Annotated in this window: 19 protein-coding genes and 1 pseudogene; 13 read left to right on the top strand and 7 right to left on the bottom strand. The window is 45.4% G+C overall.

The window, feature by feature from the left end:
* Positions 1-116: pseudogene (locus ACQ4M5_RS27760) on the bottom strand (IS982 family transposase); the annotation flags it as partial.
* 82 nt (positions 117-198) lie between these two features.
* Here ACQ4M5_RS27760 and ACQ4M5_RS27765 point away from each other — a divergent pair.
* From ACQ4M5_RS27765 to ACQ4M5_RS27785, 5 genes are all read left to right on the top strand, one after another.
* Positions 199-441, top strand: coding sequence for a GNAT family N-acetyltransferase (locus ACQ4M5_RS27765; RefSeq protein ID WP_430679100.1), 243 nt, complete (start codon positions 199-201; stop codon positions 439-441).
* A gap of 183 nt (positions 442-624) precedes the next feature.
* On the top strand, positions 625-1383 hold the full coding sequence (locus tag ACQ4M5_RS27770) for an Rpn family recombination-promoting nuclease/putative transposase (RefSeq protein WP_430679001.1): 759 nt from the start codon (positions 625-627) through the stop codon (positions 1381-1383).
* Between the two features lie 182 nt (positions 1384-1565).
* A complete protein-coding gene (locus ACQ4M5_RS27775; protein WP_430679002.1) occupies positions 1566-1868 on the top strand; it encodes a hypothetical protein in 303 nt (100 codons plus the stop codon).
* A complete protein-coding gene (locus ACQ4M5_RS27780; protein ID WP_430679003.1) occupies positions 1865-2317 on the top strand; it encodes a type II toxin-antitoxin system VapC family toxin in 453 nt (150 codons plus the stop codon). Before ACQ4M5_RS27775 ends, ACQ4M5_RS27780 begins: the two co-directional genes overlap by 4 nt.
* Positions 2318-2519: 202 nt before the next feature.
* The gene (locus ACQ4M5_RS27785; protein ID WP_430679004.1) at positions 2520-2690 is read left to right on the top strand and encodes a hypothetical protein; all 171 of its coding nucleotides are present in this window, start codon (positions 2520-2522) and stop codon (positions 2688-2690) included.
* 435 nt (positions 2691-3125) lie between these two features.
* On the opposite strand, the gene ACQ4M5_RS27790 is transcribed toward ACQ4M5_RS27785, so the two are convergent.
* From ACQ4M5_RS27790 to ACQ4M5_RS27805, 4 genes are all read right to left on the bottom strand, one after another.
* Complete coding sequence (locus ACQ4M5_RS27790) at positions 3126-3560, bottom strand: ArsC/Spx/MgsR family protein (protein WP_430679005.1); 435 nt, start codon at positions 3558-3560, stop codon at positions 3126-3128.
* A 12-nt stretch (positions 3561-3572) separates the two neighbouring features.
* Positions 3573-4577 (bottom strand): LLM class flavin-dependent oxidoreductase, encoded by a 1005-nt coding sequence (locus ACQ4M5_RS27795; RefSeq protein ID WP_430679006.1) that lies wholly within the window; start codon positions 4575-4577, stop codon positions 3573-3575.
* The gene (locus ACQ4M5_RS27800) at positions 4574-4930 is read right to left on the bottom strand and encodes a hypothetical protein (protein WP_430679007.1); all 357 of its coding nucleotides are present in this window, start codon (positions 4928-4930) and stop codon (positions 4574-4576) included. The genes ACQ4M5_RS27795 and ACQ4M5_RS27800 overlap by 4 nt, the downstream gene beginning before the upstream one ends.
* 393 nt (positions 4931-5323) lie before the next feature.
* Complete coding sequence (locus tag ACQ4M5_RS27805) at positions 5324-5686, bottom strand: winged helix-turn-helix transcriptional regulator (RefSeq protein ID WP_430679008.1); 363 nt, start codon at positions 5684-5686, stop codon at positions 5324-5326.
* A gap of 221 nt (positions 5687-5907) precedes the next feature.
* Between ACQ4M5_RS27805 and ACQ4M5_RS27810 the strand changes: the two genes are divergently transcribed.
* The 6 genes from ACQ4M5_RS27810 (at position 5908) to ACQ4M5_RS27835 (ending at position 18002) form a co-directional block, all read left to right on the top strand.
* A complete protein-coding gene (locus ACQ4M5_RS27810; protein WP_430679101.1) occupies positions 5908-6633 on the top strand; it encodes an alternative oxidase in 726 nt (241 codons plus the stop codon).
* A 430-nt stretch (positions 6634-7063) separates the two neighbouring features.
* Complete coding sequence (pflB, locus tag ACQ4M5_RS27815) at positions 7064-9292, top strand: formate C-acetyltransferase (RefSeq protein WP_430679009.1); 2229 nt, start codon at positions 7064-7066, stop codon at positions 9290-9292.
* A gap of 20 nt (positions 9293-9312) precedes the next feature.
* The gene (gene pflA / locus ACQ4M5_RS27820) at positions 9313-10056 is read left to right on the top strand and encodes a pyruvate formate-lyase-activating protein (RefSeq protein WP_430679010.1); all 744 of its coding nucleotides are present in this window, start codon (positions 9313-9315) and stop codon (positions 10054-10056) included.
* Between the two features lie 2 nt (positions 10057-10058).
* Positions 10059-12719, top strand: a complete 2661-nt coding sequence (gene adhE, locus ACQ4M5_RS27825; protein WP_430679011.1) for a bifunctional acetaldehyde-CoA/alcohol dehydrogenase — start codon at positions 10059-10061, stop codon at positions 12717-12719.
* A complete protein-coding gene (locus tag ACQ4M5_RS27830; RefSeq protein ID WP_430679012.1) occupies positions 12716-15454 on the top strand; it encodes a bifunctional acetate--CoA ligase family protein/GNAT family N-acetyltransferase in 2739 nt (912 codons plus the stop codon). Before adhE ends, ACQ4M5_RS27830 begins: the two co-directional genes overlap by 4 nt.
* 97 nt (positions 15455-15551) lie before the next feature.
* The gene (locus ACQ4M5_RS27835; RefSeq protein ID WP_430679013.1) at positions 15552-18002 is read left to right on the top strand and encodes a phosphoketolase family protein; all 2451 of its coding nucleotides are present in this window, start codon (positions 15552-15554) and stop codon (positions 18000-18002) included.
* Between the two features lie 123 nt (positions 18003-18125).
* On the opposite strand, the gene surE is transcribed toward ACQ4M5_RS27835, so the two are convergent.
* A complete protein-coding gene (gene surE, locus ACQ4M5_RS27840) occupies positions 18126-18911 on the bottom strand; it encodes a 5'/3'-nucleotidase SurE (RefSeq protein WP_430679014.1) in 786 nt (261 codons plus the stop codon).
* Between the two features lie 65 nt (positions 18912-18976).
* Between surE and pheS the strand changes: the two genes are divergently transcribed.
* The gene (gene pheS / locus ACQ4M5_RS27845; protein ID WP_430679015.1) at positions 18977-19978 is read left to right on the top strand and encodes a phenylalanine--tRNA ligase subunit alpha; all 1002 of its coding nucleotides are present in this window, start codon (positions 18977-18979) and stop codon (positions 19976-19978) included.
* Here the strand turns inward: pheS and ACQ4M5_RS27850 are convergent.
* Positions 19975-20532 (bottom strand): YIP1 family protein, encoded by a 558-nt coding sequence (locus tag ACQ4M5_RS27850; RefSeq protein ID WP_430679016.1) that lies wholly within the window; start codon positions 20530-20532, stop codon positions 19975-19977. The genes pheS and ACQ4M5_RS27850 overlap by 4 nt on opposite strands.
* A 74-nt stretch (positions 20533-20606) precedes the next feature.
* On the opposite strand from ACQ4M5_RS27850, the gene ACQ4M5_RS27855 reads away from it, so the two are divergent.
* Positions 20607-21629, top strand: coding sequence for a hypothetical protein (locus ACQ4M5_RS27855; protein WP_430679017.1), 1023 nt, complete (start codon positions 20607-20609; stop codon positions 21627-21629).
* The last annotated feature ends 42 nt before the right edge of the window (positions 21630-21671 follow it).

A 21671-nucleotide genomic window follows, 5' to 3' on the forward strand; every position in this document is an offset into this window, starting at 1 on the left:
AAGGCAGTGGTGATCACTTCGGCATCACTTAGTTGAGCGCGGCAGTCATCTTGATGTCCGATGGCTTTAAGCAAGTCGTCGGTAATTGCATAAATCGCTATAATTTCGTCAAGCATTTTTCTTCTCTCCGAGGGTCAACATCTTGAAGAGATTTTATTGGCTTTGCTCCCTGACCGCTTCTAACTAGCAACTTGGGTTATTACTGGGCTATACGTTTGCTCATCATGGTGTCGCAGAGGTATTGGTCGTATAATTATGGACAGTCTTGAAATGGAAATCTTGAGACGTGGGTATACGTGCGCGAGACTAGGATCGAGTCCAGATGCTGTCGGCTTCTACACTAAGCTCGGTTATGAAGCAGTTGGATCTCTGGATGAAGATAGAGCAGTTCCGATGAAGAAACATCTTAGAATAGCTGACTCTAAATCTACGGCTGTATAACAAGCCTGTTGCAACGGGCAGTTTGAGAATCTTGGTTACAGTTCAAGGTTGTCTGCCTCCGTTGAACAGGGTCGTTAATCTTTCTAGGTGAGTGAAACAGCGATCGCTTCCCAACCTTTACGAATTGAATTTGATTTTCGAGAATGAAATCGGCATCATAGAGCGTACAATCTTACTATTTCCATGTACGATGATACCTGTCGATTTTTAGCCGAACACTTCTCCGCCGACTTTGCCAGTTGGCTGATGGGAGAACCTGTCGAAATGACAGAACTCCAACCGTCCGAACTTTCCCTTGATCCAATTCGTGCTGATGCGATGATTTTGCTTCAGTCTGAAGACTCCATACTGCACATCGAATTTCAAACGTTGCCGAAGAAGAAAATTCCGTTTCGCATGGCAGATTATCGCTTGCGTGGGTATCGGCGCTACGAAGACAAAACGATGCAGCAAGTCGTAATTTACCTCAAGCCTACTACCTCTGAATTGGTCTATCAAACCAGCTTTACGCTCGAAAACACTCGTCACGATTTTGGGGTCATTCGGTTGTGGGAGCAACCTGCTTCGCTATTCCTGCAATACCCTGGATTGTTGCCCTTTGCAGCACTGGGACAGAGTGACAGCCCAGCCGAGATGTTACGACAAGCCACTCAAATTGTTGATCAGATTGAAGACCCAACCACGCAAGCGAATTTAATGGCAGCCTCAGCGATTCTTGCTGGGTTACGATTAGAGGAAGACGTAATTTACCGTTTGGTACAGAGGGACATTATGCAAGAATCTGTGATTTACCAGTCGATTAAGAAAGACGAGAAGAGAGCGATCGCACGCAATCTCCTGCAAGAAGGTGTATTACTTGAAACTATCGTTCGTAGCACTGGGTTATCGATCGAAGAAGTTCAGCAGCTTCAGCAACAACTCAACGGCTCCGCGCAAAGTTGATCGGTGCACGGAGAGTTGATCGTAAAAAACGGCATACCAACCCGATTGGAGCGGACAGTTGATAGTCTTTTCGTCTATCGTTCGAGTCAATCTGCTGCTCAATCGGATCGTTAATCTTGCTAGGTGAGTGAAACAGCGATCGCTTACGTTAAAATTGGCATAGTCACAGAAAATTTGCATATATGGCAGACCGTTCTAGCTCACCTCCAACCTCTCTTGAATTGCTGCTTCATGAAATCGAAGCAACGCCCAGAGAGTACTGGGCAGATTTGCTGAATGCCTTACGCCAGTTTCGGCAACAGATTCCGCCAACCGCTTCACCGATGATTGATGCCGAGCAAGCCCGGAAAAATCAAGCAGCGATTGACCTGTTAGACTCTTGGCTGGATGAGACTGAAGACGCATCTGAGCATCAGCAAGCTTGGGATTTTTTGAAAACAGCACTTGATGAAGATCGGTTGTCTGATCGTCCCTTGTTTCCATGAGTCGTCTGATTTTACTAGATTCTGGACCATTGGGAATGGTAACGAATCCCAAAGCTACAGGTATTCCCCTCGATTGCCAACTATGGCTAAAATCCCTCCTGCGGCGTGGAGAGAAAATTGTCATTCCTGAGATTTCGGATTATGAAGTCCGTCGTGAACTTCTTCGCGCTGGTTTATTGAAAAGTTTGCGGCGGCTTGACAACTTGAAGCAGACGCTCGATTATATTCCGATTCAGACAGCTACAATGATCCTGGCGGCTGAATTATGGGCAGAAGCTAGGAAGACTGGACAGCCTACCGCAGATCCCAAAGCGTTAGACGGAGATGTGATTCTGTCTGCTCAAGCCTGTCTTCTCGGTAATGAGGTGACAGAAGTAATCGTTGCGACAACGAACGTAGCTCATTTGTCTCGGTTTATTACAGCGTCGGACTGGCAATCTATTGAATGAGTTGATTGGGAAGCGATCGCAGCATAACAATCCCGTTGCGCACCGACTGAATAAAGTTGGTTAGTAAATCCGAAAGGTGACTAGCGGCAGGTGAACGGGGTCGTTAATCTTGCTAGGTGATTGAATCAGCGATCGCTCTCCAGCATCTATCGATTAAATTTTGATTAAAGATATAATCTACGGCTTAGTACGGAGAGACATCATGCAAGAATCTGTGATTTACCAGTCGATTAAGAAAGACGAGAAGAGAGCGATCGCACTCAATTTCCTCCGAGATGGTTTATCAGTCGAAGCCGTTGCCCGTGGCACTGAACTATCGATCGGTGAAGTTCAACAACTTCAGCAGCAACTCAACGGCTCCGCACAAAGCTGAAGTCGATCGGTGTACGAAGCCTCGATCGCAGAAAACGGCATACCAAACCCCAATGCAGTGAACGAGCAAAACCTTCACTCTTCGTCTTTGGCTTTCTTGTCGCTGCTGACTGGGAACGTTAATTTTTCTAGGTGATTGAATCAGCGATCGTGTTCGTAAGAGGGTGTTTGAGAAGTAATCGTTCATCGCATTCACCCGCCCGGAAATGAATCTCCGGGCTAATCAGGGGAAGCCCACTGAACTGGGCTAAGAACTCCGCATTACTCTCCCAGCCCGCTTCAGCGGGGTTTCTTCCATTAGCCCGGAGATTCATTTCCGGGCTGACTCGCAACGTAGCAAAGCCGCTTTTTATCCTTCTCAAACACCCTCTAAGAGCATTAAAACTCGCCTTAAAAACGCGAACATTCCAGAGGCAGTCGAAAAAGCTGAAACCAACTAATGAGAATGACCTCGCGGACAATTTTGTAAATCTTGTTGTTTGAGGGTATCGCTGATTTTCTGTTGGGTTAGGTCAATAGGTTGCAGTCCGATCCAAGTCTCGATCGCTTCAACCTCAAATCCAATCGATCGTTGATTTCCAATCTGAATTAAGGGACGACGAATCAATAACGGATTCTGAATCATCAAAGATAATGCAGTTTCAGCGTCTAATTGTTCGGGAACAATCTCGCCCGATTTCACCATTGGCGCAGAACGATTAAACCAGTCTGAAACTGGAAGCGACCCAAAGAATAAACGTAGATTGTCGATCGACCAATCTTCAGTTAGTAAATTATGCGCTTCTACTGTGTGTCCTGCGGCTTCGAGTAAGGCTTTCTGTTTCGTATTATTGATGCAGCCAGGTTTCTCATAAAAAATTACAGTTGCCATTATTCATCTCCATTACACATACGATCGAACTTCTTGTTGATATCGAGTTAAGCTCTCTTGATTCTTGAGCAAATCAAACGCGATCGGTTGAAGCGCGACCGCATCTACATTCAATTCATCTTGAAATTGTTTGACTCGATCGCGACAAGTTTGCACACTTCCAATAATCGAATTTGCTAGTAGAAAATCAGAATCAAACGCATTCGATTGTTGGCTTAGTTGAGTGAAATTCTGAACATTGCCACTGTGTTGAATTTGATTCGCAAACCCTCGCATTCGATGACTGAATTTATCAATAAAAGGTAACGCTTCACTCACCGCTTCTTCATCAGTTCGAGCAACAAAAAAGAATCGAGACAGCATCAGTTTTTCTGAGCCGCTTTGATTTAATTGGCGATACTTGGATAGAGTTGCTTTTAACTTTTGAAGCGAGAACGGCGCACCACCCATCAATCCAAATGAATGTTCTGCCGCAAATACGATCGCGTCTTCATCTCCACTCGCAACATACACAGGCAGCGATCGCTGAATCGGCTTCGGATAAATCGTCGTGCGATCGCATTCATAAAACTGACCTTGAAACGAAACCTCTGATTCGTACAATAATTTCCAAATCAAGGTCATTGACTCCAGCATCTTCACACGAGCATCTGAAATCGAAGTATCAAACTGTTTATTCTGTTCTGGAAACGGACCACCTTTCGCGATTCCGAACATAAACCGACCTTTACACAAGTGATCTAATGTTGCGATCGCTTCTGCAACTTGAATCGGATGATGAAAAGCTAATAACACCGCAGCAGAACCTAATTGAATCCGATGCGTTGCACCTGCTAAATGAGCTAACAACAGTAAGATCGAAGGACTCACATAGAACGGATCAAAATGATGTTCTGTCACCCAAGCTTGATCGAATTCTAGAGCTTCTGCGTGTTGGACTAGCGCGATTTGATTCGCGATCGCAGAATTCGTATCCTGATGATAGTTCTCGTAGGGGCAGAATAAACCGATTTTCATGAGTCTTCTGGGGGTTGAGCAGGTAAGATCCAGTGCAGTTCCAACCAGAATCGCGGTGCTTCTTGCTTCAACTTAGATTTGGGATCGCGCAGCAACCGAGACACATTAATACAAGCAGGCTCACCTAGTCCCATATAGCGAGAGATATGGCTAAATGCTTCTTGTTGTTGAGAGACTCGATCGATCATCGAATTAGGACAGTAGATCGCCAGATAATCCAAGCGAGAAGGAGGCTGTCCCCAATGAGATGTAATGAGCTTGATGTAGCAATGCCGCAATGCCTTACCAGCTTGCGGATAGGTTCGCCTGAGTAGCGTTGTGAATTCATGCACTAAAAGGGGTTCCGAGAGCATATTGGATGCCGTCAGTGGGGTATGAAATTTGTACCATACGAGGCTCGATCGAGTAGGTTTTAACCGTTCTCATTAGACTGATTAAACTTGTACTCAACATCCAAATGCTTGATCGGATCAAAGCTCAACTTTTTGTGTTGGGATCAGGTGCAAGTATTTTTCGTGGGAGGAACAAGTATTTTAGAGGGTGTTTGAAAAGTATAAAAAGCGGCTTTGCTGCGTTGCCAGTCCGCCCGGAAATGAATCTCCGGGCTAATGGAAGAAACCCCGCTGAAGCGGGCTGGGAGCGTAATGCGGAGTTCTTAGCCCAGTTTAGTGGGCTTCCCGCGATTAGCCCGGAGATTCATTTCCGGGCGGGTGAATGCGATCAACGATTACTTCTCAAATACCCTCTTAGGATTCAATCCGCTGTAAAGGACAAGCACAAGGATCTTGATCGAGCCATTGAGTTCCCACTTGATATAAAGCTGCCATGACAGGCTGAATCTGGCGACCTTTAGCCGTTAAAGAATATTCAACATGGGGTGGAACTTCTGCGAACACTTGTCGATCGATTAAGCCATATTCTTCCAATTCTCTTAACCGGATCATCAAAGTCTTGGTACTAATCCCCGGCAATGCTGCTAACAATTCATGAGTACGACGACTGCCCGTAAATAGCTCTCTTAAAACCAAAATTGACCATTTATTTCCTAATAAATCCACCACAAATTGAATTGGACATTTCACATCAAGGCAATCGTTCACCGTATTCATGTATCCACCTGATCCCACCTGTTCCTATTGTAACCATTGATGAGATTGGCGACTTTTCTCAAACATTTAAGAGTTTCTTTACAGTTCTGCAAACCTCTGACAGCGAGTTAATCTTTTACTTTAAGTAACTATAAGGTGTTCAAAGTAATCAACTTGCAGCTTCAGCAGAAGTGTCTAGGATGAGGAAGTTGATGCAAATCAATCTGAATCCGTCCTGTCTGATGGGTTCTGTGAGTGAGAGTTATTGGGAGACTGTGACAATGATTCGATTATTAGTAGGAATTTTGGCTTTCGTGATCAATCAGGTTTATCGCGATCGACCCATGCCGCGTTTTTATGTGCTAGAAACTGTCGCACGAGTTCCCTATTTTTCTTATCTGTCGGTTTTGCACTTGTACGAAACATTAGGACTTTGGCGCAAAGCAGACTGGCTGAAGGTTCACTTTGCAGAATCTTGGAATGAACTGCACCACTTGTTAATCATGGAAGAGTTGGGTGGCAGTCAAAACTGGATCGATCGGGTGTTTGCGCGGAGTGTTGCACTCGTGTACTACTGGATTGTTGTCGCTCTGTATGTTGTCCATCCCCGTGCTGCTTACAACTTCATGGAGCTTGTGGAAGGTCATGCGTATCGCAGCTATGACAAGTACCTGAAAACGAACAAACAATATTTAGAAGGTCAGCCTGCGCCACAAGTTGCAGTAAACTACTACCGTGATGGCGATCTCTATATGTTTGATGAATTTCAGGCAAGCAGAAAGCCCGAAGAGCGTCGTCCAAAGATTGACAACCTCTATGATGTGTTTGTGGCGATTCGAGATGATGAAGCAGAACACGTAAAAACGATGGTGGCTTGTCAACGTCCTAATGCTCAATTGACTTTGAATAGTCCGCATAGTGTTTGTGCGATCGAGGAAAATGGCTCTGAGTTAGCACCCAATTCTTAGAGGATGTTTGAAGAGTATAGAAAGATTCTTCACTGCGATTGCGTTCCGCCCGTGATTGGAAATCACGGTCTATCGGAGAAAGTCCACTAAAGGGGACTGAAAGCCAGTCGTCAGATCCTCTTCAGTCTGTTTCAACAGACTTTGTTCCGATAGCCCCGAATTCCATTCGAGGGGCGATTCAGGCGATGAACGATGGCTTTTCAAACATCCTCTTAGGGTGATCAAGCAGTTGCAGCTTAATAAGTGTCCATCTAACCCTAGTAGCATCAGAACTGCTAGGGTTTTCTTAAGCTTTCAGATGTTCTCTTCTGAGCATAAAAACTTATAATCATAGAGAACAGGAAACGAGTTCGCTGACCGCTACACTAGCTTTCTCTATTTCTGTTTCGCATTGCGAACTTGCCCGCCTTCACCCACAGGAGCAATCAAGATGGTGGAACAATGGAAAGGCTTCAATTTAGGTAAATGGGAAACCGAGATCGATGTTCGTGATTTCATCCAAACGAACTACACTCCCTATATTGAAGATGCTTCGTTTCTTGCAGGAACGACCGAGACAACGAATGCACTCTGGCATCAAGTCAAAGATTTGATGCAGTTGGAGCGAGAAAAAGGAATCCTGAATGCAGATACGACGATCGTTTCAACAATCACCTCTCATGCACCGGGATATATCGATCGTAGTTTGGAGACGATCGTTGGATTGCAAACGGATCAACCATTGAAGCGATCGATTATGCCCTTTGGCGGAATTCGAGTCGTTAAATCTGCACTCAAAGCGTATGGTTATCAGCTTGATCCCCAGACTGAAACTATCTTCACCAAGTACCGGAAAACGCACAATGATGGTGTGTTTGATGGTTACACTCAAGAGATGCGGTTAGCGCGGCATTCTGGCATCATTACAGGCTTACCCGATGCGTATGGTCGAGGTCGAATCATTGGAGACTATCGACGAGTTGCACTATATGGAGTCGATCGGTTAATCGATGACAAAAAAGCTCAACTCAAAGCCTTGGAATTAGACACGATCGATGAAACGGTGATCCGATCGAGAGAAGAACTGTCTGAACAGATTCGCGCCTTGTTTGAACTCAAAGATATGGCAGCCACTTACGAGTTTGATATCAGCGAACCTGCACAAACTACTCAAGAAGCAGTTCAGTGGCTTTATTTTGGCTATTTGGCAGCGATCAAAGAGCAAAATGGAGCCGCAATGTCGATCGGACGAATTTCAACGTTTCTAGACATCTATTGCGAACGAGATCTTGCTCAAGGCGTTGCAACTGAAACCGAACTGCAAGAGTTGATCGATCACTTTGTGATGAAGCTTCGCATCGTCAGATTTTTGCGAACTCCAGACTATAACGAACTGTTCTCAGGCGATCCCACTTGGGTTACAGAAAGCATTGGTGGAATTGGTGAAGATGGTCGTCCATTGGTGACAAAGAATAGCTTCCGATTCTTACATACCTTGCAAAATCTTGGACCTGCACCAGAACCGAATCTAACTGTTTTATGGTCAGGACAACTGCCCAGAGCATTCAAGGAATTCTGCACTCGATTGTCAATCAAGACCAGTGCAATTCAGTACGAAAACGATGATCTGATGCGTCCGTATTGGGGAGATGATTATGCGATCGCTTGTTGTGTTTCAGCAATGCGAGTCGGTAAACAAATGCAGTTCTTTGGCGCACGAGCGAATTTAGCAAAGTGCTTGCTGTATGCGATTAACGGCGGTAAAGATGAAAAATCTGGAGAACAAATCGCAACTCCGATCGAACCCATTACTTCTGATCAGTTGAATGACGAAGAAGTGATGGATAAGTTCAAGCAAATGATGGGATGGTTAGCAAAGACTTACATCAATACATTGAACGTGATCCATTATATGCACGACAAGTATTGCTATGAACGTTTAGAAATGGCATTGCACGATCGAGACATTCTGAGAACGATGGCTTGTGGAATTGCAGGCTTGTCAGTGGTCACAGATGCGCTCTCTGCAATTCGATATGCAAAAGTGAATGTGATTCGGAACACAGAAGGTTTAGCCGTTGACTATGAGATCGAAGGTGACTTTCCGAAGTACGGCAACAATGACGATCGAGCCGATGAAATTGCTCAATCAATCGTGCATGACTTTATGAGCGAACTACGCCAGCATCAGACCTATCGAGATGCGGTTCCAACTCAATCGGTACTCACGATTACTTCAAATGTTGTTTACGGCAAGAAAACAGGCAACACACCAGACGGACGGAAAGCAGGCGAACCGTTTGCACCTGGAGCCAATCCGATGCACGGTCGAGATCATAAAGGTGCGATCGCGTCTTTAGCTTCTGTAGCTAAATTGTCTTATCAAGATGCTCAAGATGGTATCTCGAATACATTTTCAGTTGTGCCTTCTGCTTTAGGAAGAAGTGAAGCAGATCGACTGAGTAACCTCATTGGCATGATTGATGGTTACTTTCATCAAGGTGGACATCATATCAATGTGAATGTACTCGATCGAGAAACCCTGCTCGACGCAATGCAACACCCAGAGTTCTATCCACAGCTAACGATTCGAGTATCGGGCTATGCGGTGAACTTCATCAAGCTGACGAGAGAACAGCAGTTAGATGTGTTGCAGCGAACATTCCATGAACAGTTCTAGCGAGTTAATGCGGAGAAACAATGGTTAACACACTTGCAACAACAGGTTACATTCACTCCGTCGAAACTTGTGGCACAGTGGATGGTCCCGGAATCCGATTTATTGTCTTTACTGCGGGCTGTCCATTGCGCTGTTTGTATTGTGCCAATCCCGATTGTCGCCATCTCGAAGATGGGGATCAAGTGAATGTCGATCGATTAATCGATGAAATTCAGCAGTACATTCCTTATATGCAGGCTTCGGGCGGTGGTGTAACAGTTTGTGGCGGTGAACCCTTGTTTCAGCCGCAATTTGTTCGAGAAATTTTTCGACGATGTAAAGCGCTAAACATCCACACAGCACTAGATACATCAGGTTTTTGTGAATTGTCGTTAGCACAAACTGTGATCGAGTTTACAGACTTAGTGTTGCTAGATATTAAATCATTCGATGTAAGCACTTACCACAAAGTAACAGGTGTTAAGATTGAGCCGACCTTAGCACTCGCTCGCTATTTAGATCAGATTCATAAGCCTGTTTGGATTCGATTTGTTCTTGTACCCGGTCTTACGGATGATCCTCACAATATTGCTGGACTCGCTGATTTTCTAGCCACGCTCTCGAACATTGAAAAAGTGGATGTTTTACCTTTCCACAAATTAGGTGAATACAAGTGGGAACAGTTGGGATACGAGTATTCGCTAAAAGATACGCCGATTCCAACACCAGAGCAAGTTAAAGCTGCGATCGACATTTTCAAAAGTCGTAATCTGAATGCAATGTAAGCTTGCTCTGTATTCTTTATTGCTACTCTCAAGGGACAAAAGTTATGAATGTTGTAGCTGAGAAAACACAAGACCTTGAAACCCTGATTCAACAGGCAAAAGCAGCACAAGCGACCTATGCGACCTTTACGCAAGCTCAGGTCGATCGCATTTTCAAACAAGCTGCCCAAGCCGCAAATGAGGCAAGAATTCCGCTTGCTAAACTTGCAGTCGCGGAAACTGGAATGGGCATCGTTGAAGATAAAGTCATCAAAAATCACTTTGCTTCAGAGTTTATCTACAACAAGTACAAAAACGAGCAAACCTGCGGCATCCTCGAAGATGATCCTGCTTTTGGCTACCAAAAAATTGCTGAACCGATCGGCATCCTAGCGGGAATTGTGCCTGTCACGAATCCAACTTCAACAACGATCTTTAAGGCGTTGCTGGCACTCAAAACCCGCAACGCCATTATTTTCTCTCCCCATCCAAAAGCAAAACAATGTTCGATCGCGGCTGCGAAAATTATTCTAGAAGCTGCGATCGCGGCGGGTGCTCCTCCCGGATTAATTGGTTGGATTGAAGAACCGACGATTGATCGATCTCAAGCTTTGATGCAGCATCCAGATATCAAATTGATCATTGCAACAGGCGGACCAAACATGGTGAAAGCTGCCTATTCATCGGGTCATCCGTCGTTAGGTGTTGGAGCAGGAAATACTCCTGCGGTGATCGATGAGACAGCAAACATTAAGATGGCAGTTTCTTCGATTCTGCTCAGCAAAACGTTTGATAACGGGATGATTTGCGCGAGTGAACAATCGATCGTGATTGTTGATTCGGTGTATGAAGCAGTCAAGCAGGAATTTATCGATCGAGGTGCATATTTTCTAGATGCGCCAGAACGCGATCGCTTAAGAGGTTGTGTTCTCGAAAATGGTCATCTCAATGCCAAGATCGTTGGACAATCGGTAGAGCGACTTGCTGAACTTGCTGATCTTCACTTTGAGCAGAATTTTCCGAAAGTTCTGATGGCAGAAGTTCAGGACGTAGGAACGCAAGAACCTTTATCGTATGAGAAGCTATCACCAATTTTGGCAGTTTATCGATCGAGTACTTTTGAAGAAGCAGTTCTAACAGCGGAAGCAATTGTCGAATTTGGTGGATTGGGTCATACTTCTGTACTCTATACCTCTGATCCAAACCACATTCGACGCTTTGAGGAGACTTTGAGAACATCGAGAGTGTTGATCAACACACCTGCTTCTCAAGGTGCGATCGGGGATTTGTATAATTTCAGACTTGATCCTTCTCTTACATTAGGCTGCGGAAGTTGGGGAGGGAACACTGTTTCTGAAAACGTAGCTCCTCATCACTTGCTCAACGTCAAAACGGTTTCACAACGTCGTGAAAATATGTTGTGGTTCCGAGTGCCCCCGAAAGTCTATTTTCGCGATGGATGCTTACCTGTCGCGCTGAGAGAACTCACCGGAAAACATCGAGCCTTTGTTGTCACTGATAAACCGTTGTTTGATTTAGGAGTTTCGGAGAAAGTCACAAAAGTTTTAGAGTCTTTAGGTATCACCCATCAAACATTCTATGATGTCGAACCTGATCCCTCGTTAGAAACAGTGCAAAAAGGACTGGCTCAAATCAATCTGTTTCAGCCTGATGTAATTCTTGCGATCGGGGGTGGTTCTCCGATGGATGCTGCAAAAGTGATGTGGTTAATGTATGAGCAACCTGATACCGAATTCGAGGGATTAGCTACTCGATTTATGGACATTCGCAAGCGAGTGTATGAAGTGCAACCTCTGGGACAAAAAGCTTTGATGGTTTGCATTCCAACGACTTCAGGAACAGGCTCAGAAGTCACTCCGTTTGCAGTGGTGACGGATCAACACACAGGAATTAAATATCCGTTAGCAGACTACGCACTTACTCCAAATGTTGCGATCGTTGATCCTGATCTCGTGATGCAAATGCCGAAACGATTGACTGCGTATGGTGGAGTTGATGCCTTGACTCATGCGATCGAGGCTTATGTATCAGTGTTCGCTTCTGAGTTTACAAACGGGATGGCACTCGAATCAATTCGATTGTTGATGAAGTATCTACCTGCTGCATATCACGACGGTGTGAGCAATCCCAAAGCACGAGAAAAGGTTCACTATGCTTCCACAATGGCAGGAATGGCGTTTGCAAATGCGTTCCTGGGAATTTGTCACTCGTTAGCTCACAAACTGGGTTCAATGTTCCATGTTCCTCATGGATTAGCAAATGCACTGATGATCTCTCATGTGATTCGGTACAACGCCACCGATATGCCATTCAAGCAAGCGATCTTCCCACAGTACAAGTATCCGAATGCAAAATGGCGCTATGCTCAAATTGCGGACTATATCGGCTTGTCAGGTGCGACTGATGATGGAAAAATCGATCGACTCATTGATGCGATCGAATCTCTCAAGGCACAGCTTGATATTCCCAAAACCATTAAGGAAGCTTGCTCGATCGACGATCGGACTTTCTACTCTGAAGTGGAATCGATGGCAGAACAAGCCTTTGATGATCAATGCACAGGTGCAAATCCTCGCTATCCTCTGATTGCAGACCTCAAATCACTTTACATCCAAGCTTATGAAGGGGTTTGCGCTGACGTTCTTGTGAAGGAGAAGGTATGAATTTGATATCGTTTAAGGATTCACAAGAGCAGATTTCTAAGCTTTTTCGGACTGAACCTCATCCGCTCGATGCGATCTTTTCACCAAAGACGATCGCAGTAATTGGAGCGACTGAACGAGAAGGCAGTGTTGGGAGAACTGTGCTTTGGAATCTGATGACTCATCCGTTTGGAGGTACTGTTTTTCCAGTCAATCCACAGCGATCGAGTGTGTTAGGAATCAAAGCTTATAATTCGATTTCTGAAGTTCCAGAAGCGGTTGATCTGGTGATTATTGCAACTCCAGCAAAGACTGTTCCTGATGTTGTAAGTCAATGTGTTGATGCAGGCGTGAAAGGTGCGATCGTACTTTCTGCTGGGTTTCGTGAAATTGGTGCGATCGGCACTGATTTAGAGCAACAGATTTGTGCTCATCTCAAACGCGGACAGATGAGAATGATCGGTCCAAACTGTTTGGGCGTAATGAATCCGCACTTAGGACTGAATGCCACATTTGCAAACTCGATCGCACAACCAGGAAAAGTAGGCTTTATCAGTCAAAGTGGAGCATTGTGTAGTGCAATTCTAGATTGGAGTTTGCACGAGAATGTTGGCTTTAGTTCATTTATCTCGATCGGTTCTATGCTCGATGTGGATTGGGGTGATTTAATCTACTACCTGGGCGATGATCCCCACACTGAAAGCATTGTGATTTACATGGAATCGATCGGAAATGCTCGATCGTTTCTTTCGGCTGCACGAGAAGTCGCACTCACTAAACCGATCATTGTAATCAAAGCTGGAAGAACAGAAGCAGCAGCACAAGCAGCAACCTCACACACCGGAGCAATGGCGGGAAGTGATGAAGTATTCAATGCTGCATTACGTCGCTGTGGGGTGCTGAGAGTCGATCGTATTTCTGATTTGTTTATGATGGCTGAGATTCTAGCCAAACAGCCTCGCCCAAAGGGTTCTCGTCTTAGCATTATTACCAATGCAGGAGGTCCTGGAGTTCTCGCCACGGATGCTTTAGTCACCAATGGTGGAACATTAGCTGAACTATCACCCGATACGATCGAACAATTAAACCAGCATCTTCCCGAACATTGGAGCCATCACAATCCGATCGATATTCTTGGAGATGCTGATCCCGATCGATACGCCAAAACGCTAGAAGTTGCAGTGAATGATCCCAATAGCGATGGATTGCTTGTGATTCTAACTCCGCAATCAATGAGCGATCCAACTGAAACGGCTCAACAACTCCAACAATATGCACGAATTGGAAAGCCCATTTTAGCTAGTTGGATGGGCAATTCAGAAGTTGCATCTGGAGCAGATATTCTAAATCAAGCAAACATTCCGACCTTTGCTTTTCCCGATACAGCCGCACGATTGTTTAACTATATGTGGCGCTATAGCTACAATCTGCGAGGCATCTACGAAACACCGACACTCGCACAAGCCGAAACCGTTGACCAAACTGCGATCGCATCATTAATTCAATCGGCAAGATCCGCAGGAAGAACACTCTTAACCGAGTTTGAATCCAAGCAAATTCTCGCAGCTTACGGGATTCCAACGATTGAAACCGAAATTGCTCCAACTGTTGATGAAGCGGTGCAACTTGCTGAAAAACTAGGCTATCCGGTTGTACTCAAACTCCATTCTGAAACGATTACCCATAAAACGGATGTCGGTGGTGTGCAGTTGAATTTGCTTAATGCAGCCGCAGTTCGAGAAGCTTACACTGCGATCGCATCAACTGTTCTAGAACGAACCCAAGACCCAACTGCATTTCTGGGTGTAACCGTACAGCCAATGATCCAGCGAGAAGGCTATGAATTGATTGTTGGGAGTAGCTTAGATCCTCAGTTTGGTGCTGTAATGTTGTTTGGCTCTGGTGGGCAATTAGTTGAAGTGTATCAAGATCGAGCGATCGCGCTTCCTCCATTGAACACAACCTTGGCACGTCGAATGATAGAGCAAACCCGAATCTATCAAGCTTTGCAAGGAGTCCGAGGACGAAAAGCGATCGACCTAGCTGCACTTGAACAGTTATTAGTTCGATTCAGTCAGTTAGTCGTCGAACAGCGATGGATTAAAGAGATTGAAATTAATCCATTGTTAGCTTCATCCAGTACACTAACGGCGTTAGATGCTCGGATTGTACTTCACGATCCGAATGTCACCGAATCTGAGCTTCCTTCTCCTGCCGTTCGTCCTTATCCAAATCAGTTCACCTGGGAAGAAACCTTACCGAATCAAAGAACAGTCACAATTCGTCCGATTCGTCCAGAGGATGAACCCTCGCTGATTCAGTTTCACAAGACTTTATCTGAGGAAAGCGTTTATTTTCGCTACTTTCATCTAATCGGACTAAAGCAGCGAATTGCTCACGAACGTCTCACAAGACTGTGCTTTATTGACTACGATCGAGAACTTGCTTTAGTGGCTGAAGCCAAATATCCCCAAACGGGAACCTCGGAAATTTTAGCGATCGCACGACTCAATAAACTCCATGCGATCAATGAAGCCGAATTTGGGTTGATGGTCAGCGATCGACATCAGCACCAAGGATTAGGCACACTCTTGCTTCAATGTTTGCTCAAAGTTGGACAGCATGAAGGGATCGATCGGATTCGGGCTGAGATCCTCTGTGAAAACCGAGCGATGCAGCAAATATGTAAGAAATTAGGCTTCCAACTCCGTCGCAACTCAGAAGACGGCGTGATGCAAGCTGAAATTTCACTCTAGTTCAGGGAGCAATTTCGTCACATTGTTGCTGGCTGGTCATCTCCCATTAACCCAGTCGTAAGAACAATTCAAACATATCCTTTGAGGAGTAACAATCATGGTTTCAACCCCTAGCAGACCGACTTCTAGTAATCTCAGTGCAGAACGATCGATCAGTGCGTATGGTGAAGCTCGATCGACCGTTAAAGGTTCGCCCCTGTCTTCAGAAGAACTCCGCAAAACTCACGCCTTCTGGCAAGCTTGTAACTATCTTGCAGCAGGCATGATCTATCTGCGGGACAATCCGTTATTGAAAGAACCGCTCAAGCCTGAACACATCAAAAATCGTCTCTTAGGACACTGGGGATCTAGCCCAGGATTGAGCTTTATCTACACGCACTGCAATCGATTGATCAAGCAATTGGATCTAGATTTGATCTTTCTTGCAGGTCCAGGACATGGTGCACCTGGTGTACTAGCTCCCATCTATCTCGAAGGTACTTATTCTGAAGTCTTTCCAGATAAAAGCGAAGATACTGACGGACTCTTGCGGTTCTTCAAACAATTCTCATTTCCAGGTGGAATTGGAAGTCACTGTACTCCAGAAACACCAGGCTCAATCCATGAAGGTGGCGAACTCGGTTACAGTGTTTCTCATGCTTACGGAACTGTCTTCGACAATCCCGATTTGATTAGCGTCGTCGTTGTGGGTGATGGTGAATCTGAGACAGGACCTTTAGCAACCGCATGGCACTCGAACAAATTCATCAATCCTGCTCGTGATGGTGCAGTGTTGCCGATCCTGCACTTGAATGGCTACAAGATCAACAATCCAACAATCTTGTCTCGTGTGAGTCATGAAGAGCTTGAGGATTTGTTCAAAGGCTATGGTTACAAGCCTTACTTTGTAGAAGGCAGCGATCCTGAAACCATGCACCAAGCAATGGCAGCAACACTCGATCGCTGTATTCATGAAATCAAAGCGATTCAGCAACTTGCTCGGAGTGGGAATGTTGTTCAGCGTCCTCGCTTTCCGATGATCATTTTACGGACTCCGAAAGGTTGGACAGGTCCGCAAATGGTTGATGGTCATAAAGTTGAAGGATTTTGGCGATCGCATCAAGTTCCCCTTTCTGAAGTTCAACGCAATCCCGAACATCTCCAACAGCTTGAAGCTTGGATGAAAAGCTACAATCCAGAAGCTTTATTTGACGAACAAGGAAAGCTGATTGCTGAACTCAAAGAACTGGTTCCAACTGGAACGGCTCGAATGAGTGCGAATCCTCATGCCAATGGTGGACTCCTAAGACGATCGCTGAAAATGCCCAACTTCCGCGATTATGGAATTGAGATTCCAAAACCTGGTCAACTCGAAGTTGAAAACACGAAACCATTGGGTCAATTCCTCCGAGACGTGATGAAGATGAATCCAAATAACTTCCGAGTTTTTGGACCTGATGAAACTACTTCTAATAAGCTCAATGCAATCTACGAAGTTAGTAAAAAGTTCTGGATAGCAGATTATCTCCCTGAAGATGAGGACGGGGGCGAACTTTCTCCAGACGGTCGCGTGATGGAAATGCTGAGTGAGCATACCTTAGAAGGTTGGCTAGAAGGCTATTTGCTCACAGGACGACATGGTTTCTTTTCAACTTACGAAGCGTTTGTGCATGTGATTGACTCAATGTTCAATCAACACGCAAAATGGCTAGAAATCTGTAATCATCTCTCTTGGCGTGAAGATGTTGCTTCGTTGAACCTTCTGATTACTTCTACAGTGTGGCGGCAAGATCACAATGGTTTCACTCACCAAGATCCAGGCTTCCTCGATTTAGTTGTAAACAAAAGTCCTTCGGTCACTCGAATCTATCTACCGCCTGACGTGAACTCTCTGCTATCAGTTGCAGATCATTGTTTGCAAAGCACAAACTACATCAATGTGATTGTGTCTGACAAGCAGCAGCATTTCCAATACATGGATATGGATACTGCGATCAAACATTGCACCAAAGGAATTGGCATCTGGCAATGGGCAAGTAATGATCAAGGGTCAGAACCGGATGTTGTAATGGCAACCGCAGGGGACATTCCAACTCAGGAAGCACTAGCCGCAACTGCAATGTTGCGAGAGGAATTTCCAGAGTTGAAAATTCGATTTATCAATGTTGTGGATTTGTTCAAACTCCAACCGAGTAGTGAACATCCACATGGAATGAGCGATCGAGATTTTGATAGTCTATTCACAACCGATAAGCCGATCATTTTCAACTTCCACGGTTATCCCTGGCTGATCCACCGTCTTGCTTATCGTCGAACGAATCACCCCAATCTACATGTCCGTGGCTACAAAGAGAAAGGCAACATCAATACGCCGTTGGAACTGGCGATTAACAATAATATCGATCGCTTTAGTTTAGCGATGGATGTCATCGATCGAGTTCCAAAACTGAGAATTGCGGGCGCTCATGCGAAAGAGAAGTTCAAGAATTTTCAGATTCAGTGTCGCCAGTATGCCTACGAGCATGGGACAGATCTGCCTGAAGTCATGAACTGGAGGTGGGATCTTTAAGGAGAATTTAGACGAACAGACAATTGCGGCTCAAGCTGCAAGAGAACTGCGCTCTCTAAGTTAAATCTAAGTAGAGACGTGATTAAGAGCCTTGCCGTACTTCGCGTCTCTACGATTGGAATCTTAAATCTCAAGTTTCCGATGTTTCATCAGATTTAAGCCGATCGGGGAAGTCAAATTGTAATGCAGCGGAGTCACCGTGATGTATCGATCGCGAATTGCCTCTACATCGGTTGGAACATCGTTCGGAATATCCGGATCTTCAACATCTTCAAGCAGTTCGCCCGATAGCCAGTAATAAATTTTACCTCTTGGATCAACCCGCTTTTCAAATACATCGGTATAACGACGAACGCCTTGACGAGTGACGATCGCACCTCGAATTTGATCACGCTCGATCGCTGGAACATTCACATTCAACAACATCAATTCCGACAATGGATCTTTTTCTAACTGTTGAACCAGCGTACAAGCAAAATCTGCCGCAGGCTGAAACTCCTTCGACTCAAAGCTAGTGAGACTAAACGCAATACTGGGAATCCCTTCGATCACGCCTTCCATTGCCGCAGAAACCGTTCCCGAATAAAGCACATCCGTCCCAAGATTCGAGCCGTGATTAATTCCAGACAATACGAAATCGGGTTTTTCATCGAGCAACGCCCAGAGCGCGAGTTTGACACAATCCGAAGGAGTTCCCGAACACGCCCAGGCTTTCACCGATGAATGAAAAACATGATCCATCTGCACCACACGAATCGGATCGTGCAAAGTCAAACCGTGTCCTGTGGCGGATCGTTCTCGATCGGGGCACACCACCGTCACTTCGTGTCCCGCCTCAGCCAGAGTATTCGCAAGCGTCCGAATCCCCAGAGCGTAAACACCATCATCGTTACTGACCAGGAGTCTCATATCCACTACAATAAACAAGTTCGCAGTTCATTGTGACGCGAATTAGGACTTACAAGTAACTCATTATGGCGGCTCAACCGAACGAACTTGAATCTCAATTAGATGCCATTCGGCAAGAAGCGAAATATGCGATCGCCGAATCCACCACACTCGATCAGCTTGAACAATTGCGGGTCAAGTATCTCGGTAAAAAAGGTCCAATTCCTCAAGTCTTAGGCGGAATGGGCAAACTCGATCCGGCAGAACGTCCGAGAATCGGGGCACGTGCCAATGAGGTGAAAGAAGCGATTCAAGTTGATTTAGACGAGAAGAAATCTGCACTTCAAACGGCAGCGATCGCGGCTCGACTCGAAGCCGAAACGATCGATGTAACGATGCCGGGAGTGACGCGCCCTCAAGGACGATTGCATCCTTTAAATAGCACGATCGATCAAGTGCTCGATATTTTTGTCGGACTCGGCTACACAGTGGCAGAAGGTCCCGAAATGGAGACCGATTACTATAATTTTGAGGCGTTGAACTTCTTGCCGGATCACCCTGCGCGAGATATGCAAGATACGCTGTATCTCCCAGATGGCAATCTGTTGAGAACTCATACTTCTCCGGTGCAGATTCGCTACATGGAAGCCAATGATCCGCCGATTCGTGTGGCAGTTCCAGGAAAAACTTACAGACGAGATACGGTTGATGCGACTCATTCGGCTGTGTTTCATCAGATTGAAATTTTAGCGATCGATGAAGGTCTGACGTTTACCGATCTCAAAGGAACGATCAAAGTGTTCTTGCAAGAACTTTTTGGCGAAGTTGAAATTCGATTCCGTCCAAGTTTCTTCCCGTTCACGGAACCGTCTGCGGAAGTAGATGTGAAGTGGAAAGGACGCTGGCTCGAAATTCTCGGATGTGGAATGGTCGATCCGAATGTGCTAAAAGCAGTGGGATACGATCCAGAGGTTTATACCGGATTTGCGGCTGGATTTGGAGTCGAACGCTTGGCAATGGTGCTACACCAAATCGATGATATTCGTCGGTTGTACAACAGTGATTTGAGATTTCTCAAGCAGTTTTAATCAAACAATTGCTGTGCAGCTTGAATCACTCCGGTTACAACTTGAATCACCGGGAACCAGAGTACACAAATCAGGGCAGCCCGACGAGTGCCAATATCTAAGCCTTGACGGGTTGCCACAATGACCGCAAGTAATGTCCAGCCCGAAAGTAAAAGCTCGATCGCTCTTCCCAACAACGGAATCACGGTCAGAAAATTGAGAACCTGTGGCGCATACGCAAACCCGATCGGACTCAGTAAAGCCCGATAATTTGGCGCGTCCGTCTTCATCCAATGTCCAATTCTCCAAATCGTGAACGTCCAAACATAGTAGCTGACGACCACACTGAGAAGATCAAGGAAGAAAGACAGCACAGCAGCAATCAATGTCGTTCGTGTTAGAAGCAAAATTACTATGCTGCCGATCGCACGAGAGAGCGCAGCAAGAAGCACGATCGATAAAGCGAGTCCTTGTGTTCTCGGCGTATTCTGAGCATCTTCATAAAATTGCCCGTTCAGTGTCAGGGCATCCCGAATCGTTCGCCAAATTCCGCCGTGAGAAATATGTTCAGACATAGTTCTATCTTTTGAGAGTGATGTCGATCGAGTCTGTTTGAGAAAGTGATCACAGACTATACCGCGATCGACTCATGAAGGAATGGCTCAGAAGTGCGATTCAAGAGTTGAGCGGCACGACCTCTAAGCTGATTTTTACACTTGGAGGCTTCTTGCTGCTCTGGGGAATTTTTGCGCCTGTCACCACGATCGTTTGGTGGCTGAATCACGGTGGTGAAGAGCTAAGACTGATCGAGGAACAAGAACCGAATCCAGTCGCAAGCTTGCCTGGAAATGGTTCAGCTAAAGAAATCGATTGTTACATTGTCTTTCTCCCCGGAGTTGGGAATTTCTCACCCGATGAAATTGATTCAGGAGAAAAGTACTTTATCGAGCAGTTAGCGAAACAGCATTCTAACTGTGTGGTTGTGCGAGATGTGTTTCCGTATTCGATCGCAAATCGAGATTTAGGTAGCCAGCGATTGTTAACTCCGTTGTGGGAAGAAGCAAAAAACAGCGATGGATGGATTGGCACGGTTTTGATTCAGCTTCGGAACTTATGGCGATTTGCGATCGCGGCTGACTACCGATATAGTCCGGTTTACAGTCTGGGGATTGCAACTACGATCGTGGAGCGAATGAATGCTGCTCATCCCATTTCCAATTCTGAAAAACCGATTAATTTAATTCTAATTAGTACCAGTGGCGGAACCCAAGTTGCATTAGGCTCAACCGCTTATTTAGATGAGTGGCTAGATGCTCGACTCACAGTAGTCTCGATCGGTGGAACGTTCGACGGCAATACTGGATTTGAACACATTCAACACATGTACCATTTCCAGGGCGAAAAAGACTTCGTTCCAACCTTAAGCTATCTCGTGTTTCCGTCGCGCTGGAATTGGACTGTCGGATCGCCCATTAATCGAGCAAACCGACAAGGAAGATTCACCGTGTGTAATTCTGGAGCGCATGAACATAGTGGTGATCAAGGCTACTTTGGAACCGACAAGGCGGAGAATGGTGAACCTTATGTTGAGCAAATGATCGCTCAAGTTGCACAGTTACCGATTTGGTCGATCGATCAGCCTTTGATCTCTAAATGTCCCTCAGTGAAGTAGTTCTTTTAGCAAGCTGTTAGTTCGTTCAATCTGTTCTGTGTC

The sequence above is a fragment of the Leptolyngbya sp. AN10 genome, assembly GCF_050565645.1.
GTDB lineage: Bacteria > Cyanobacteriota > Cyanobacteriia > Leptolyngbyales > Leptolyngbyaceae > Leptolyngbya.